At 58.8% G+C, this 17816-nt stretch carries 14 protein-coding genes and 2 pseudogenes; 14 read left to right on the forward strand and 2 right to left on the reverse strand.

Annotation, left to right across the window (positions count from 1 at the left end; translation table 11 throughout):
* Positions 1 to 4 precede the first annotated feature (4 nt).
* The 13 genes and pseudogenes from pdhA (at position 5) to recJ (ending at position 14682) form a co-directional block, all read left to right on the forward strand.
* Positions 5 to 1176 (forward strand): annotated as a pseudogene (pdhA, locus tag MUN79_RS05355) (pyruvate dehydrogenase (acetyl-transferring) E1 component subunit alpha).
* Between the two features lie 54 nt (positions 1177 to 1230).
* Positions 1231 to 2007, forward strand: coding sequence for a tetratricopeptide repeat protein (locus MUN79_RS05360; protein ID WP_244676737.1), 777 nt, complete (start codon positions 1231 to 1233; stop codon positions 2005 to 2007).
* Between the two features lie 95 nt (positions 2008 to 2102).
* Positions 2103 to 2577 (forward strand): annotated as a pseudogene (gene ribH / locus MUN79_RS05365) (6,7-dimethyl-8-ribityllumazine synthase).
* Between the two features lie 244 nt (positions 2578 to 2821).
* The gene (locus tag MUN79_RS05370) at positions 2822 to 3205 is read left to right on the forward strand and encodes a TraR/DksA family transcriptional regulator (RefSeq protein WP_244676738.1); all 384 of its coding nucleotides are present in this window, start codon (positions 2822 to 2824) and stop codon (positions 3203 to 3205) included.
* A 589-nt stretch (positions 3206 to 3794) separates the two neighbouring features.
* Positions 3795 to 5195: a pseudouridine synthase gene (locus MUN79_RS05375; RefSeq protein WP_244676739.1), complete on the forward strand. Its 1401-nt coding sequence runs from the start codon at positions 3795 to 3797 to the stop codon at positions 5193 to 5195.
* Between the two features lie 123 nt (positions 5196 to 5318).
* Positions 5319 to 6062, forward strand: a complete 744-nt coding sequence (locus MUN79_RS05380; RefSeq protein WP_244676740.1) for a type III pantothenate kinase — start codon at positions 5319 to 5321, stop codon at positions 6060 to 6062.
* Positions 6049 to 7401 (forward strand): BamG family beta-barrel-assembly machinery protein, encoded by a 1353-nt coding sequence (gene bamG, locus MUN79_RS05385; RefSeq protein ID WP_244676741.1) that lies wholly within the window; start codon positions 6049 to 6051, stop codon positions 7399 to 7401. Before MUN79_RS05380 ends, bamG begins: the two co-directional genes overlap by 14 nt.
* Before the next feature lie 13 nt (positions 7402 to 7414).
* Positions 7415 to 7651: a hypothetical protein gene (locus MUN79_RS05390; protein ID WP_244676742.1), complete on the forward strand. Its 237-nt coding sequence runs from the start codon at positions 7415 to 7417 to the stop codon at positions 7649 to 7651.
* Positions 7648 to 7989, forward strand: coding sequence for an LPS export ABC transporter periplasmic protein LptC (lptC, locus tag MUN79_RS05395; RefSeq protein WP_244676743.1), 342 nt, complete (start codon positions 7648 to 7650; stop codon positions 7987 to 7989). The genes MUN79_RS05390 and lptC overlap by 4 nt, the downstream gene beginning before the upstream one ends.
* A gap of 9 nt (positions 7990 to 7998) precedes the next feature.
* A complete protein-coding gene (locus tag MUN79_RS05400; protein ID WP_244676744.1) occupies positions 7999 to 8283 on the forward strand; it encodes a hypothetical protein in 285 nt (94 codons plus the stop codon).
* Positions 8284 to 8414: 131 nt separating this feature from the next.
* Positions 8415 to 10541, forward strand: a complete 2127-nt coding sequence (locus MUN79_RS05405) for a peptidylprolyl isomerase (protein ID WP_244676745.1) — start codon at positions 8415 to 8417, stop codon at positions 10539 to 10541.
* Positions 10542 to 10767: 226 nt separating this feature from the next.
* Positions 10768 to 12609, forward strand: coding sequence for a tetratricopeptide repeat protein (locus MUN79_RS05410; RefSeq protein ID WP_244676746.1), 1842 nt, complete (start codon positions 10768 to 10770; stop codon positions 12607 to 12609).
* 348 nt (positions 12610 to 12957) lie between these two features.
* Entirely contained in the window at positions 12958 to 14682 is a 1725-nt protein-coding gene (gene recJ / locus MUN79_RS05415) for a single-stranded-DNA-specific exonuclease RecJ (RefSeq protein WP_244676747.1), read from the forward strand.
* A 38-nt stretch (positions 14683 to 14720) separates the two neighbouring features.
* Here recJ and MUN79_RS05420 read toward each other — a convergent pair whose 3' ends face one another.
* Positions 14721 to 15335, reverse strand: a complete 615-nt coding sequence (locus MUN79_RS05420; RefSeq protein ID WP_244676748.1) for a hypothetical protein — start codon at positions 15333 to 15335, stop codon at positions 14721 to 14723.
* 62 nt (positions 15336 to 15397) lie between these two features.
* Positions 15398 to 15769 (reverse strand): DoxX family protein, encoded by a 372-nt coding sequence (locus tag MUN79_RS05425; RefSeq protein ID WP_244676749.1) that lies wholly within the window; start codon positions 15767 to 15769, stop codon positions 15398 to 15400.
* Between the two features lie 155 nt (positions 15770 to 15924).
* Here MUN79_RS05425 and MUN79_RS05430 point away from each other — a divergent pair, with 155 nt between their 5' ends.
* Positions 15925 to 17769 (forward strand): M61 family metallopeptidase, encoded by a 1845-nt coding sequence (locus tag MUN79_RS05430; RefSeq protein WP_244676750.1) that lies wholly within the window; start codon positions 15925 to 15927, stop codon positions 17767 to 17769.
* Positions 17770 to 17816: the final 47 nt, after the last annotated feature.

The raw sequence follows: 17816 nt of genomic DNA on the forward strand, positions 1-17816 counted from the left end.
TACGATGGCGGAGACGAAAGTAAAGGCTACCCCAAGCGCTTCCAATTCGGCGAAAAAATCGTCGAACAAGAAGGCTACCCCTAAAGCGGACGGTGCCACCGAAACGGTGAAGCAACCTGATCCGGTATTGCCCCCAACCCACGACCAGCAGCCAGAGGAAAATGCTCCTCGTGCTACGTCGCCGGCCGAGCCCCAATTCTCTAAGGAGACTTACCTCACCTGGTATGAGCAGATGCAGCTCATGCGCAAGTTTGAGGAGAAGGCTGGTCAGCTCTACGGTCAACAGAAGATTAAGGGTTTCTGCCACCTCTATATCGGGCAGGAAGCTTGTGTAGCGGGTGCCGTGTCGGCCCTGGAAAAAGGCGACAAGTGGATTACCGCTTACCGCGACCATGCTCACCCTTGGCCCTGGGCACCTCGCCTAACGCCATCATGGCCGAACTGTATGCTAAGGCTACCGGCTGCTCGAAAGGCAAAGGCGGCTCGATGCACATGTTCGACAAAGAAGTCAACTTCGTTGGCGGCCACGGCATCGTGGGTGGTCAGGTACCAATGGGTGCCGGCCTGGCCTTCGCTGAGAAATACAACAAGACTGGTAAGCTCTGCATCTGCTACATGGGTGACGGCGCTGTGCGCCAAGGTGCCTTGCACGAAGCCTTCAACATGGCTATGTTGTGGAAGCTGCCCGTCATCTTCGTTGTAGAGAACAACGGCTACGCCATGGGTACCTCCGTGCAGCGTACCTCGAACGTGACCGAGCTCTACCACATTGGCCGCGGCTACGACATGCCCTCCGAGCCCGTGAACGGCATGAACGTGGAAGACATTCACGAGGCTGTGGCCCGTGCTGCTGAGCGCGCCCGCGCCGGTGAAGGCCCCACGTTCCTGGAGTTCAAAACCTACCGCTACAAAGGTCACTCGATGAGCGACCCGGCAAAATACCGGACCAAGGAGGAACTAGAAGACTACCGTTCGCGTGATGCTATTGAGTCGGTACGCCACACCATCCTGACCAATAACATGGCCACGGAAGAGCAGCTGACGGCCATCGACGAGAAGATCAAAGCCCAGGTGCAGGAGTCGGTGGAGTTTGCTGAGAACTCGCCTTTCCCTACTGCCGACGAGCTGTACAAAGACGTCTACGTGCAGCAGGATTATCCTTACATCCGCGACTAACTTCTCTGCGGAGTTTTACCCGGCTGCCCGGCCGCCCTTTTTGAAAGCCTAGTAATGTCTAAGATTCCCTACACGCGCAATAGCCCGCAGAACCGTCCGCAGCAGACTCAGGTCCCGGCGGACCCCAATCAGCCTATCGAAGGTGATTTGGTACCCGAGCATCCCCTGCTCGAAGACCCGGACGCTTTGGCTGAGCGGCTGGCTAACTCGGAGGACTTTCTGCGTCGCAACAAGAACGTGCTGCTGGGTCTGCTGGCCGTAGTGATACTGGCTGTGGCAGGCGGTTTTGGCTATTACATGTGGCGCTCATCGCAGGACACCAAGGCTCAGGCAGCTATGTTCCAGGCGGTGAACTATTGGGAGGCCGACTCACTGAACAAGGCCATGAAGGGCGACGGTCAGTACGATGGTCTGGAAGCCATAGCCTCGGAGTACAGCGGCACCAAGGCTGGTAACCTAGCCAACTTCTATGCTGGCGCTGCTGCCCTGAAGCAAGGCAAGTTCCAAGCTGCTATTGACTACCTAGAGGACTTCAGCTCCGACGACCTATTGGTACAGGCCCGGGCTTATGCGCTGCTCGGCGATGCTAACTTGGAACTCAACAAGTACAAGGAAGCTGCCGACCTGTACAACAAGGCTGCCAACTATAACGCCAACGAGTACTTCTCGCCCGGCTACCTGATGAAGGAAGCCACGGCCCGGGAATTGGCTAAGGACTACGAAGGCGCTATCAAGGCGTACGACAAAATCCTGACCGATTACCAGAATGCCCAGGAAGCAGGCGAAGCCAGACAGTTCAAGGCTCGCCTCGAAGGCCTGGCTGGCAAGTAGGAATTTCGAATAATCAAGAATATAAGCTGCGCTTTTCCGCAAGGGAGGCGCAGCTTTGTTTTATAAGTAAACCGACCACTGAACCGAAGACGGCTATGGCTACTTCCCTGAAAAACCTGAGTGACTACACTGCCAACAGCTTCGTCGACATTTCCGACAAGCGCTTTGGCCTAGTGGTAGCCGAATGGAACCGCGAAATCACCGACGTACTGGCGCAAGGTGCTTTTGATACCCTAATTAAGCACGGCGCCAAAGAGGAGAACATCTACCGTAACAGCGTACCCGGCAGCTTCGAACTGACGCTTGGCGCGCAGTTCTTAGCTCAGCACGAGGAAATCGATGCGGTGATTTGCCTAGGAGTCGTTATCAAGGGCGACACCAAGCACGACGACTACATCAACCACGCCGTGGCTCACGGACTGACCAATGTGGGGCTTAAGTTCAACAAGCCCGTTATTTTCGGGTTGGTGACTACCAACAACTTGGAGCAGGCCCTGGACCGGGCCGGGGCAAGCACGGCAACAAGGGGTAGAAGCAGCCGCTGCCGCTATTCATATGCTGGGCTTCTAGGACCTAGTTGGTCCCGAGCGGCAGGCAAAGAAAAATCGTAGCTGGCTGATTATCGGACAAAAGCGTAGCTTTGCGGCCAAATAGCGCGGGAATACGCCAAAACCGGAAACCCAACCTCCATGGGGCTGCTCACAGCAACTTATTTAATAAGCTCGCTGTTAAAAAGCCACATATGCCGGGATTTTGCTAAGACCTTGCTTGGTAGAAACTTAATATTCAATTTATTAACCTCTCCCTGAACCCCATGAGTGAAGAAAACCTACGCTATTCCAGGGAAGAACTGGCTGAGTTTGCGGAAATTATCCAAGATAAACTCACGGCAGCCCGCAAGGAAGTAGCATTCATTAAAGAAACCCTGAGCCGCAAAAACGACTCGGGCACCGACAACACCGCTTCTTCGGCCAAAGTGCTGGAAGACGGCGCTGACACGGCTGAAAAGGAAAGCATGAACCAGTTGGCCTCGCGCCAGATGAAGTTCATTCAGCAGCTCGAAAACGCCTTGGTACGCATCAAGAATGGTACTTATGGCGTGTGCATCGGCACGGGCAAGCTGATTCCCAAAGAGCGTCTGCGTGCAGTTCCTCACACCCAGCACTCCATCGAAGCCAAAATGGCGCGTCGCGACTAGTCGCGCTGCACACCTCCCTATCATTGCCCGGACTAGCGGCAGGCGGCCTTCATCATCCGCGCCGTTGGTCCGGGCACTGTTTTCGGGGCTATTCTGTTAGCCCGCCGATTTCCCTCTGATTTATCTTCATCTCGTACCGTAGCGATACGGCACTTATACTTGCAACCATGGGCAAGAAACACAACGACGACAACTCCGCCCGGCGGGTCGCCCCAGCGGCGACCGGCCATCCGGCAACTTTGGCAACAGCGGTGGCCCGCGCAAATTCACTTCCCGTCCGGGCGAAGGTGGGTTTGGCGGCAACCGTTCCGGCAACGACGCCGGCGGCCGCGACTTTTCCTCTCGGCCTTCTTCTGACCGTTTCGGCAGCCGCCCCAATTCCGGCGGAACTGGTAAGCGGTTTGGCGGTAACTCGGCTAGTGGCCCCGGCAGCTTTGGTCGTGGCGAAGGCGCCGGCAACCGTGGCAGCTTCGGCGGTCCGCGCCGCGAAGGGGGCAGTGACGACCGTCGCTCCTTCGGCCGCGACAATGACCGTAACGGGCCCCGCCGCTTTGAGGGTCGGAACGAGGAGCGCCGGGATGAGCGTCCCGTGCAGCCGTATAATCCCAAGGCTAACTGGCCCGGCCAGCCTTACCGCCAGGAAGGTAAACCCGCTGTACCCCGCGGTGGCAGCGGCGAGCGGAACCGCAAATTCAATAAAGTAAACCCCTTCGCCCAGCCCAAGCCCAGCATGCCCGAGCCGCCGGTGGATTTCCGCCATGAGGAGCGTGACGGCGACACGGGTCCGAACCGGGCTATTCGTCCGGCTCGTCCCTTTGACTTCCGTCAGGTACCCGAAGGCTTCAACCGCGAGGAGAAGCCGCGCACGGACCGCCGTGAAGAAGGCCAGCGCCCCGAGCGTCGGGAAGGTGGTTTCGGCCGCGACCGGGACGACCGCCGCAGCGCGCCCGACCGCCGCGACGCTGGTTTCGGCAACCGCAGCTTTGGCGAGCGGCCCAGCTTTGGCAATAAGCCTTACGGCGACAAAGGAGCAACACGAGGTGAAAAGCCCCGCGCGTTTGGCGACAAGCCGGCATACGGCGACAAGCGTGAAGCACGGCCGTATGGTGACCGTCCGGAGCGCACCGAGCGGCCGGTACGTCCAGCGTACGAGAACCGCGCGGACAAGCCCAAGCGGGGAGAGGTAGCCGGCGAAGCGCCCGAATACAAAAACCTGCGTCATTACGAGGAAGACAAGACGCGCGGCAACAAGCGCCGCCGCGACGAGGATGACTCTCAGGCCGACACGACCCGCCTGAACCGCTACATTGCCAACGCCGGTATCTGCTCCCGCCGGGAGGCCGATTCGCTGATTGCCGCTGGTGAAATCAAGGTGAACGGCGAGGTGGTGACCGAAATGGGTTACCAGGTACAGCCCACCGACACAGTGCAGTATGGCAAGACCAACCTGAAGCGCGAGAAGCACGTGTACGTGTTGCTCAACAAGCCCAAGGACTACCTGACGACCACCGACGACCCCGAAGGCCGTCGTACGGTAATGGAGCTGGTGGCTTCGGCATCAAAGGAGCGTATCTTCCCGGTGGGCCGCCTCGACCGGAACACAACGGGCCTGCTGCTCTTCACCAACGATGGAGAAGTGGCGCAGAAACTTTCGCACCCCTCGCACAAGAACAAGAAGATTTACCAGGTTGAGCTGAACAACCCCCTGACCGAGGAGCATCTCAAGCAGATTGCTGCGGGCCTGGAGCTGGAAGATGGCAAAGCCGAAGTAGATGATGTAGCCGTGGTGGCCGGCAACCCGCACTTCGTGGGTATCGAGCTGCACCTGGGCCGCAACCGGATTGTGCGTCGCATCTTTGAGCACCTGGGCTACGAGGTAGTAACCCTGGACCGGGTACAGTACGCGGGCCTGACCAAAAAAGACCTGCCCCGTGGCAAATGGCGCTTTTTGAGCGAGAAAGAAGTTATCCGCTTGAAGTATTTCCTCTAACCAAGCAACCTGCAGGCTGGCTGTTGACTCATACAGCCAGCCTGTTTGCTTGAAAGCCCCGTCCTGTGGCGGCTAAGGCAAGCTGGCCTCGTTTCCAGTAAGCTGATATACTCTGAATCCCGAATGCGTACCCTGGCCCTCGATATTGGCAACACCGCCGTGAAATACGGCTGCTTCGTGGGCGACGAACTACTCGAAACCGGCGTGGTGGAGTCGGTGGGGGCGGTGAGCGGCTTGCTGCAGCGCCTGCAGCCTGAGCACGTCATCAGCAGCTCGGTGGCCGAGCATACGGCCCACTGGGTGCCGCAGTGGCAGCAGCAGATTTCGGGCCTAGTACTGGAATTTCTGCCGGCTACCACGCTGTTACCGATTCGCAACGGATACGCGACGCCCCAGACCCTGGGAGCCGACCGACTCGCGGCAGCGGTAGGAGCCGCCTGGTTCTGGCCGCACCGCAGCACGCTCATTATCGATGCCGGTACGGCCATCAAGTGCGACTGGGTGGAAGGCGGCCACACGTTCCGGGGCGGGAGTATTGCGCCAGGGCTACGGCTTCGGTTTCAGGCTCTGCACACGTTTACCGGCCGTTTGCCGTTGGTAGAGCCACCAACCGACACCCTGGCTACCATGGCCCTGACCGGTGACGATACGGAGTCGGCTATCCGGAGCGGGGTGCTGAATGGGGCTGTGGCCGAAGTAAATGGATTTATTGAAGCATATCAGGCTCAGAATCCTGATCTGCAGATCGTATTAGCCGGAGGCGACGCTGGCTTTTTTCAACCACGGCTGAAAGGCCGTATCTTTGTCATTCCGGAGCTCGTGCTCATTGGGCTTCACCGAATACTGGTGCATAATGTTGAAAACTAAATCGGCTGGCTTTGTAGGGCTGGTAGTATTGGGCCTGATGGCCGCCCCCAACGTCTATGGTCAAGGCCTGGGCAACTCTCCCTATTCGCGCTTAGGGCTGGGCGACTACAACCCCAACCTGGGCGGCGTGCGGCAGCAGGGTATGGGTGGTGTGGGCCTAGCAGCTCCCAACAGCACCAACGTCAACGACATCAACCCGGCCATGCTGTACTACACGGGCCGCACGACGTACGAGGCGGGTTTCAATGGGCAATACAAAACCCTGCGCAACGCTACGGCTACCAACAAAACCGGTAGCGGTACGCTGGGCTATTTGGCCTTGAGCTTCCCGATTTCCAAAAGCTGGGCTGCCGCCATCGGCCTGCGGCCCTACAGCTCGGTCGACTACGAGTCGAACACGGTAGGTACGGTAACCAACGACAACAGCGGAGCCCAGGCTCTGCAGCAGCAGAAAGGCGAGGGTGAAATCACCGAAGCCTACCTGGCCCAGGCTTTCCGCGTGGCAAAAGGCCTGACGGCCGGCGTATCGGCCTCCTACATTTTTGGCTCCATCGACGAATCGGTGAGTACGACCGTCGTTACGGCGGATGCTACTGCGGCTGCGGATATTACCACCTCGGCCGTACGCGACCAACTGCACTATTCCGACTTTGCCTTTCGCGGGGCTTTGCACTACCGCGGCAAGGTCAACGAAAAGCTGAACTATAATTTGGGTGGGGTATACACTTTCCAGACCGACCTGAACGGTACGCGCAGCACCACGTTGCGGCGCGAAGATGCCGGTGGCGTGCTGATCGAAGAGCAGGCCATCGAAATCGACAAGAAAGGTACTGCTACCCTGCCGGCGCTAACCCAGGTAGGCATCAGCTTCGACAACAACCGGAGCTGGAGTGCCAGCCTGGACGTGGCGCAGCAGCAGTGGTCGAAGTTCAAGAGCATCGGCGGCGCGGCTTCTGCCACCTCCTTGAACAACACCATCCGCGTAGGCGTGGGTGGCGAGCTGACTCCGGACGCCACCGCAGTTGACAATTACTTTAAGCGTGTAAGCTACCGGGCAGGTCTGAGCGTAAGCCAGATGCCCTACCGTCCCGGCGGCCAAACCCTCTACGACCGGGCCGTTAGCTGGGGCTTTGCTTTCCCTATGCCCTCAGCCACGCCCCTCGATGCTACCGTGCTAAGCCTGGCCTTTACCTACGGGCAGCGTGGCAATACCGAGAGTAGCACTCTGGTAGAAGGCGGACGCAGCCGCGTGGTCAGCAATGTGAAGGAAGACTACATCCGGATGCAGCTGGGCGTGACGCTGAACAACCGCTGGTTTATTAAACGTCGGATTGAGTAAGCACCCTGGAGCTATGGCTGCACAACGCGTAAGCTGGATACTGTGCGGGGCACTGCTGGCCGTGGGCACCTGGAGCTGTGAGAAAAAGGAAGCCCAAGTGGTCAAGAAGGCCGTGGTCTACAAGGGCCCGATCAGCGAAACGACCAATGTCCTGACCCTGATCAGCGACTCGGCCAAGCTGCAGGTCCGGCTGGCCGCCCCATCGAAGAGAATTACGAAAGCCAGGACCAGATCTACCCGAAAGGGGTGAAGGTGACTTTCTATAGCTCCGACGGGCAGACGGTGGTCAACACACTGGAAGGCAAGTACGCCAAGTACGACAAGGCCAAAAACCTCTACGTAGTGCGCGGCGACGTGCGCGTGGCCAACCAGGAGAAGAAGCAAAAGATGAACACCGAGGAACTGTTCTACGATCGGGTAAAAGCCATTATCTACACCAAACCCGAAACCGACGTACGGGTCGAGACCCTGACGGAGGTATTGACGGGCAATGGCTTGACGGCCAACCAGGACTTTTCGCTCTATAGCATTCTGAACCCTACGGGCATTTTCACCCTGAGCGAGGCACCGCCGGCCAAAGCAAAATAACCCCTGAGTATGCGTATCGACCCGTCTATGTGGCGCACCATCCTGTTTTCGCTGGGCGTGGTCACGTTCGTTATCGGCGTGTACCAGACTTTGGTGGAAAACAACCCCAAGGTGCCCGCCGAGAGCCTGCAGCGCAATTACTGGCTGTTCATGATTTCGCTGGGCTGCATCATGTACTACCGCTACCTCAAGCAGCGCGATAAGGAAGCCCGCTTCTTGGCCGACCTGAAAAACGCGCCCAAGGCACCGGCTAAACAAGGCAAGCCCAAACCGCGCAAGAAGCCCCGAAACTAGCTTTATACCTGAAACTTGTCCGCCCGGAGATACCTTCGGGCGGACTTGCGTTAGCTTAGCTTTGAATGTCCGGGGGATTCTGGTTATTTTGCGACTCTTTCTACTCTTTTACCGCGCTTTTTTTCAAGTAAATGGCATTAATTAACACGATCCGAGAAAAATCGAGCTGGGCTGTTGGCATCGTTGCCATCGGTTTGCTGCTCTTTATCGTCGGGGGAGACCTGATAGGCGGTAATAACCGTCTGTTTAACCGCAATGAAAACACGGTAGGCGAAATAGCCGGCGAAAAAGTAGACTACGACGCCTTTAACCAGGCGCTGGAGCAAGCCAAGCAGAACTATATCCAGCAGCAGGGCCGTCAGCCCGACGAGCAGGCCATGGGCTATCTGCGCGACCAGGCCTGGAACCAGACCATCTACCGCATTGCCTTCAGCAAAGAGTTCGAAAAGCTCGGCCTCACCGTTTCCGACGACGAGCTGACTGACATGGTGCAGGGCAAAAACATTCACCCCAGCATCCGCCAGGCTTTCACCGATCAGCAGACCGGCCAGTTCGACCGCGCCAAGGTGATTGAGTACCTGCGTAACCTGGAAAAACTGCCTCCCCAGTCGCAGCAGGCCTGGTATGCTTTCGAAGCCAACCTGCCTGCGGAGCGCATGGGCAACAAGTACAACAACCTGCTCAAGCTCTCGACCTACGTAACTACCGCCGAGGCCAAGCTCTACAACGAGAACCAGAACACCCGCGCCAGCATCCGCTACCTGTTCGTGCCCTACTTCTCCATCTCGGATTCGGCCGTGAAGGTGAGCGACGACCAGCTGCAGGCTTACCTCGACAAAAACAAAGGCCGCTACAAGGTAGAAGCCGGTCGTAGCATCGAGTACGTGACCATCCCGGTTACGGCTTCGGTAGAAGACAGCAGCACCGTGAAGAAGACGGTAGACGAGCTGGCTGCCCAGTTCCGCACTGCCCCCGTCGATTCCCTGTTCGTGAAGCTGAACTCGGACCAGCCCTACAACGGTGCGTTTGTGTCGCCGGCTGATATGCCCGAGAAGCTGCGTCAGCAGCTGCCCCTCACGGTAGGTCAGGTGTATGGTCCTTACGCCGAAAACGGCGTGTACTCGCTTTTCAAAGTAACCGCTCAGAAAGCCGGTGCTCAGGCTGCCGCCCGCGCCAGCCACATCCTGATCAAGCCCGAAGGCACCACGCCCGAGGCGAAAGCCGCTGCTTTGGCGAAAGCCAAAGAGGTACTGGCCAAAATCAAAGGCGGTGCTGACTTCGCCGCCATGGCCCGTCAGTACGGCACCGATGGTACTACCGCTACCGGCGGCGACCTAGGCTGGTTTACGCAGGGCCGCATGGTGCCCGAGTTCGAGAAGGCCGTATTCGGCGCTAGCTCGGCTGGCCTGCTGCCTAACCCGGTAGAAACCTCGTTCGGCTACCACATCATCAAAATTACTGCTCCCAAGACCTCGCAGACCTACCAGATTGCCGCAGTTCAGAAGACCATCACGCCTTCGGATGCTACCCGCGAAGCTGCTTACGCCCGCGCTCAGGAGCTGAAAGGCAAAGCCACCGACTTGGCTTCGTTCCGCGCTGCCGTAGCTGCCGACAAAACCCTGCAGAAGCAGGAGGCAAAAGGCCTGGGCAGCGACGCCCGAGCCGTAAACAACCTGCAAAATGCCCGTGAACTGGTACGCTGGGCCTTCGGCGCCGGCAACGGTGGCAAGGAAACCAAAATTGGTGACGTTTCGGAGGTGTATGAAATTGGTGACCAGTACGTTATCGGCGTCCTGACCGAAGAGCGCGCCAAGGGCACGGCTGATGTGGCCAGCCTGAAGCAGGAGCTGTCGGCGGCCGTACGCAACGAGGAGAAAGCCAAGCAGATCATGGCCAAGCTCAACGGCAAGAAGGGCACTCTGGAGCAGATTGCTGCCGCCTACGGCCCCACGGCCCAAGTGAAAACGGCCGACAACGTGGTGCTGGGCACCGGCGTTATTCAGGGCCTGGGCGGTGAGCCCCTGGCCGTGGGCAAAGCCTTCGGCCTGAAGCCCGGTCAGCAGTCGGCTCCCTTCCAGGGCGAGCAGGGCGTGCTGATCGTCGAAACCGTGAAAATCGACAAGCCTACCGTTCCGGCCGACCTGAAGCAGGTTCGTCAGCAGCTGACGGCTCAGCGCACGGCCCGTGCCGACGGCGCCATCTACGAAGCCGTGAAGACCAATGCCAACATCAAGGATGAGCGCACCAAGTTCTTCTAAGCCGCGTAACTAACCCCCGCATCGAAAAGGGCTGTATCTTCGGGTACGGCCCTTTTTGTTTGGCCTTGGGTGCAGCCTGTTGCGCAGCCGCTTACTCTTTCGGCCAGGGGAAGAATCCTCGGCCCGAAGGTTTTACGTTTACATTCTGGTTTTCGGGCCCGAATGAATGAAAGTAAGCCCCGGCCGGTTTACTGTCTCAGACTATTACTTGATTGAATTCTGCGCTATGCGTCTTTCCTCTCTGCGTCGTTTGGTAAAAGTTGGTCCGGCCCTGGTGCTATGCCTGGGGCTGGGGTTGCAGTCGGTGCAGGCCCAGGACGAGGGTAACAGCGGCATTGCCTTGGCCCGGGAATACGCCCGCAAAGGGGAGAATGAGAAGGCCGCTTTCCTGTTTGGCCGTCTGCGTAGCGAAGAGCAGGCTGCGCCCAACGTACTGCCTGAGTACCTCACCGTGCTGCAAAACCTGAAGCGCTACAAGGATGCCGAAAAGCTGGTAAAAAAGGCCATTCGCCAGCGCCCCGAGGAGCCATCCTACGGAGTAGCCCTGGGGGCCCTCTACACCGCCGCCGGCGACCAGGCCGCTGCTACCAAGCAGTACGAGCGGCTGGTAAGTCAGCTCACTACGGCTCAGGTGGTGCCCGTAGCTACCGAGTTTATGGGCCGCAACCTGCCCGAGTGGGCCGAAAAGGCTTACCTGAAAGGTCGGCTCCTAGCCAAGGACGAAACCGAGTACGCGCCCCAGCTAATTCAACTTTACACCCAGTCGGGCCAGACCGATAAGGTGATGACCGAAACCCTGCGCCTGGTGCAGGACGACGAGCAGCAGCTGCCCTTCGTGCGCAACATGCTCCAGAATAGCCTGCGCGAAGACAAGGACTTCGACGCGCTGGAAAAGGTGCTGTTTGCCAACGTGCAGAAGTTTCCCGAGCGGGCCGTGTACAGCGAGTTGCTGCTGTGGCTGCAGATGCAGCGCCGCGACTTTACCGGGGCCCTGGTACAGGCCAAGGCTCTCGACCGGCGTGGCCGCACCGAAGGAGCCCGGGTGATGGAGCTGGCCAGCATTGCCCAGCGCAACAAAGACTACGAAAGCGCCATTGCCGGCTACGATTACGTGACCCGCGAGTACCGCAGCGGCATGTATTATCGCTTGGCCCGGCAGCGTCTGGTACAGGCCCGCGAAGAGCAGGTACGGTCTACGTACCCCGTGGATCCGGCTAAAATTCGCGGCCTGATCAGCGAGTACCAGAACGTGCTGACGGAATTGGGCAAAACGCCCGAAACGGCCCCGGTGCTGCGCAACATGGCGGCCCTCTACGCCTTCCAGCTCGACGAGAAGGACAAGGCCATGACCATGCTGCAGGAAGTAATTGACATGCCCCGGGCCAGCCTCGACGTGGTAGATGAAGCTAAGGTAAATCTGGCCGATATCTACCTGCTGCGCAGTGAGCCCTGGGAAGCTACGTTGTTGTACTCGCAGGTCGAGAAGTCGCACAAAGATTCGCCGGTGGGCTACGAAGCCAAGCTGCGCAACGCCCGCCTGAGCTACTACGCCGGTGACTTTAAGTTGGCCAAAAGCCACTTGGATATTCTGAAAGAAGCCACCAGCCGCGAAATTGCCAACGACGCCATGCAGCTCAGCCTGCTCATCACCGACAACACCGCTATGGACACGTCTGGCGTGGCTCTGCGCGACTATTCGGCCGTGGAGCTGCTCGTATTTCAGAACAAGCTCGACGCGGCGCTCAAGGGCCTGGATAATCTGTTGCAGAAGTACCCCGGCCACGCCCTCACCGACGATGCCTGGTACCTGAAGGCCCAGCTCCAGCGCCGCATGGGCAACTACCCCGCGGCCCTCACCACCCTGGAGAAGATTACGGCCAACCCCAAATACGACGTGCTCAGCGACGACGCCCTGTTTCTGACAGCCAGCATTGCTGAGGAAAACCTACAGGACCGCGAAAAAGCCAAGACACTCTACAACCAGCTACTGGTTAAATACCCCGGCAGCATCTACACGGCCGAAGCTCGCAAACGCTTCCGCAAGCTGCGCGGCGACGCGGTGAATTAGCAAACAGAGTAGCTGTGCCAAACCGGCCCGGTGCTGCTTCCGCTTTTCGAAGGCCTATAAAAGCTGAAAGCAACTGCCAAGTGAAAATCGTACGCTCGTTTCCGTTTACCGAAAGAAAATAAACATGATGGCCAGTGCCAGCAGAAATATCAAATACATCAGCCCGTCGGTCAGGATGTACTGTTTGTACTGCTTGTAAAAGGCAATCAGCTTTTTCATTGGGGGCGTGCTCGGCAGAGAGAACGGCAAAAATATGGATTCGGGCCCGGTCTAATTGGTGATAAGGGGGAGGACCGCAGTTTTCTTCTTACTTTTGAAGATAACGCCCGTTAGGGCTGCCGCCGAATCATGGAAAAACGATGGATCCGCAAGCCTGCGCCTGAGCCTACGAAGGTCAGGCACCTGGCCGACGCCCTGCGCGTGAATGAGGCCATCATCGCGCTGCTCTGCCAGCGCGGGGTGTGTTCTTACGATGAAGCCTACGAATATTTCCGCCCCAGCCTCGACCACCTGCCCGATCCGCTGCTCATGCGCGACATGGACCGGGCCGTCGACCGGCTGCTGACGGCGCTGCACGAAGGCCAGAAAGTGCTGGTTTTCGGCGACTACGATGTGGACGGCACCACGTCCGTGGCGGTGGTGTATTCCCACCTACGTACCCTTTTCGGCCCCGAGCGGGTGGATTACTACATTCCGGACCGCTACAAGGAAGGCTACGGCATTTCCGATGCCGGTATTGATTACGCCGTCGACCATAACTTCAGCCTCATCATTGCCCTCGACTGCGGGGTGAAGGCCGTGGATCGCATTGATTACGCCAACGAGCGGGGCATCGACTTTATCATCTGCGACCACCACTTGCCCGGCACCGAGCTGCCCAAGGCCGTGGCCGTGCTCGACCCTAAGCGCGCCGACTGCGAGTATCCGTTCAAGGAGCTTTCGGGCTGTGGCGTGGGCTTTAAGCTGATGCAGGCCCTGACGCAGCACCTGGGCCAGGACCAGACGCCACTCTACGAACTGCTCGACATGCTGGCCATCAGCATAGCCGCTGATATTGTGCCCATCACGGGGGAAAATCGGATTCTGGCCTACCACGGCCTGCGCCTGCTCAACGACCGGGTGCGCGGGCAGCGGCCCGGCGTGGCAGCGTTGAGGGAGCTGGCCGGTCTGCGCGACGGAGAATTGACTATCAGCAGTCTGGTATTTGGGTTTGCGCCTCGCATTAACGCCGCGGGCCGCATGGGCGACGCCAAACGCTCAGTAGCCATGCTGCTGGCCGAAACCAAAGAGGAAGCTGTGGAGAAAACCGGCGTGGTGGATAAAACCAACATTGAGCGCCGCGGCTTCGACACCAGCATTACCAAGGAAGCCCTGAGCATGATTGAGGACGACTTGTCCTTGCGCAATGCTCACTCCACGGTGCTTTACAAGGAAGACTGGCACAAGGGCGTCATCGGTATCGTGGCCTCGCGCTGCCTCGATAAGTACTACCGGCCCACCATTATTCTGACCCAGAGCAACGGCAAAGCTACCGGTTCGGCCCGCTCCGTAGTTGGCTTCGATGTACACCAGGCTATTAGTGAGTGCGCCGACCTGCTGGACCAGTACGGCGGCCACATGTACGCCGCCGGCCTCACGCTGCCGGTCGAGAACGTACCTAAGTTCCGGGAGCGGTTCGAGCAGATTGTGGCCGGCCGTATTTTGCCCGAGCAAATGATTCCGCCGGTAGAAATCGACAGCGTGCTGAAGCTGGAGGACATCACCGACAGCTTCTACAAGCTGCTGCACCAGATGGAGCCTTTCGGCCCGGGCAATCCCAACCCAGTGTTTGAGTCGGAGTACGTGTACGCCACGCCCGACTCGGCCCGTATCGTGGGCAACTCCCATCTGAAGCTAACCCTGACCCAGGACGGCCGCCACACCGTGGACGCCATCGGCTTCGGCCTGGGCGAGTACCACGAGCGGATCATGGACGGCAACCCGTTCAATGTGTGCTACACCGTGGAAATCAACGAGTACCGTGGGCAGCGCACTTTGCAGCTGCGGGTCAAGGATATCCGCTGGGTGGAGTAACGGCACGCTCAGCGAATATCCCTGACCAGCTGGCTGGCTTAGTTCTGGGGGCGGGGTGCCACGAAGTACTCGGTATTGCTGGGGTTACCTTGTGACAGACCTTTACGGGTGGTTTTCTCCAGATAGTCGCCGCGCAGAAACTTCACCTGCTTTATCGGGGTGCGGCTGGTTCCCTTGCTTGTTACAGTCGTGTATTTGCCAGCTTCCGTTTTGACCACCTTCACCCGGTCTCCCGGGGCAACTTCGAGGTAGTCGGAGGCGGTGAGCCGTACCAGCTGGCCATCCTGGTAGTACTCCGACAGCGCCAAGTTGCCCTGGGGAGTGTAGTAGTACACCTTCTCGACTACGGTACCTACCCGCTTAAACTTGACCACGTGCTTCTTACGCAGGTATAGTGGAAGCTTGTCAACGGAGACGTTTGTAGGCCCCGACAAAGTAGAGTAGCTTTTGGTGCAGCGCCGCGTGCCCCGGATTGCCAGAAAGGACGTTTTGAAAAATCGAATCTGCCCGTCCGTCTGACTACGGATTGCCGCCGCGTGTTGAAATAATGAGTCACGCTCGGTAGCAAAGCGGGCCGGGTCAGAGCTTTGGGCTTGAGCAGCTAGTGAAGTAATTAGCGCAATACCAGCGCTAAAAGTCAATTTACGGGTCATATAGTGGGTAGTAAAAGCAGATAAGTGCCGCTAATGTAGCGCTTGGCTTATCCTGCCCAATATTATTTTTGGCGTCGGGCATGGCCCCATACCCACCAGATAAGTAAGGCTTGCAGCGGCAGGCGGGCCCAAGCCAGCCAGGAAGCTACACCCAGGCTGGTCCCGCTGGACTGGGCCATATACACGTTGGCCGGAAACACGGCTACCAGCAGCCCAATCAGGCCCCAGGCGGCCCAGCGGCGGGTGAAGCGGGGCAGCAGCAAGAGTCCTAACAGCACTTCGGCCGCGCCGCTGAGCAGCACCAGGCCACGGTGCCAGGGCAAGTACGGCGGCATGATGCGCATATACACCTCGGGCTTGACGAAGTGCAGGACGCCGGCCCCGATGAACAGCACGGCTAGCGTGTAGAGGCTAATGGCTTTGAGACGGGGCATAGGCAGTAGGCAGAAACAATAGGAGGGAGGTGCGGCCGGCAAATGGCTTCTGCCCAACCGGCAACTTACGGCGGCGGCCGGCAATTTTGGCCGCAGCAGCGCACTGTTTACCTTGGGCGGCCGTTATAGGCTGACTTTTCCCTTGATTTCCCAGCATGAAACTGTTTTCCCTCGCCCTTGGGCTTACTCTGGCCGCGGCCATGCCAGCCGTAGCGCAGCAGCCCGCCGGCTACCAGATTGACCTCGACCTGGAACACGCCACCAACGACCAGGTGCGGGTGGTTATCAAAACGCCGCCTGTAAAAGAGGCCCAGGCTACTTACGTCATGCCCTCGGTGGTACCCGGCTCGTACTCGCGCAAAGACTATGGCCGATTTGTGCAGAACTTCCTGGCCTTCGACCGCAAAGGCCAGAAGCTCAAGGTGCGAAAGGAGGGAAGCAACCTGTTCATTATCGACAAAGCCCCAAATCTGGCCCGCATCGAGTATTCGGTGGACGATACCTGGGACGCCAAGCAGGATGAGGGCTTTATCTTCCAGCCGGGCGGTACCAACTTCGAGGCTGGCCAGAACTTCGTGCTCAACCACTACGGCCTCTACGGCTACCTAGAAGGCTACAAGATGCAGCCCTACCAAGTAACAGTGGCCAAGCCTGCTACCCTGTACGGGGCCACTTCCCTAACGGCCCGCCGCAACAGTGCCACCCAGGACGTATTTACGGCCGCCAGCTATGTGGAGCTGGCCGATTCGCCCATTCTCTACAGCCGCCCCGACACGGCCAGCTTCAGCACCGGCGGAGCTCGTATTGCGGTGTCGGTGGTGTCGGAAACCGGAACGGTGAAAGCCGAGCAGGTGCGCGAGATTATGCGGCCCATGGCCGAGGCCCTGACTAAGTTCTTCGGTCAGATGCCTGTGCCCAAGTATCATTTTCTGATGTATTTCCCGAGCTTCTCCTCGCCGCTGGCCAGCAAAAACGGCGGCTACGGCGCCATGGAGCATTCCTACTCGTCGGTGTATTTTCTGCCCGAAGTGCCCGGCGAAGACCGGCTGCGCAGCATGGTGCAGGAAGTGGCCTCCCACGAGTTTCTGCACATGCTGGCCCCACTCAACATTCATAGTCGCGAAATCGGGGAGTTCGACTTCCGCAACCCCAAGATGTCGCAGCACCTGTGGCTCTACGAGGGCGTCACTGAGTACATTGCCCAGCTGGTGCAGGTGCGCGGCGGCCTGAGCACACCCGCCGAGTTTCGGCAGACCATGAAGCAGAAGATTGACAAGGCGGCCAAGCATCCTGACGTGTCGTTCACCGAGATGAGCCGCAACATTTTGGAAGCGCCCTACAAGGACATGTACGACAACGTGTACGACAAGGGCGCCCTGCTGGGCCTGCTGCTCGATATCCGCATTCAGGAGCTCAGCCAGGGCCGCCAGAGCCTGCGCGACGTGCTGCTGGCCCTGCGCCAGAAATACGGCCCCACGCGCTCCTTCGAGGACGCCCAGCTGATTCCGGAAGTCGTGGCCCTGACTAACCCGGCCCTGCAACAGTTTTTTGACCAGTATGTCATCGGCAACCAGCCCTTGCCCTACGCCGAGTACTTCGATAAAATCGGCTGGCGGTTCCAGGCCACCGCGCAATCCACGGTAAAGGCCTTCGGGCAGCTGGGCTTCAGCTACGACACCGAGAAAAAGCAGTTTATAGCCGCCAGCACCAAGGCCGACCAGAATGCTTTCGGCCTGAAGGAGGGCGACGTAATTCTGGCTGTGAATGGCACCACCGTGGACATGAGCAACGCCGAAAAGCTGCTGCGCCCCCTCGTCGAGCCTACTACCGGCGATGTGGTGAAAGTGCGGTTCCGTTCGGCCGGCTCGTCGGCGCCCCAGGAGCGGCAGGCGGCACCCCGCGAGTTTGATGTCCAGATCAAGAACGCGCTGGAGGAAGTAGCCACGCCCACCCCGGCCCAGCTGCAACTGCGCAACCAGGTGCTCAAGCCCTTGGGCTAACCACCGCTGCTGGCTCCGGCCGCCGCTTCTGAGTTCTAACGCCTACC

Origin of the sequence: Hymenobacter cellulosilyticus, from assembly GCF_022919215.1 — a bacterium.
GTDB lineage: Bacteria > Bacteroidota > Bacteroidia > Cytophagales > Hymenobacteraceae > Hymenobacter > Hymenobacter cellulosilyticus.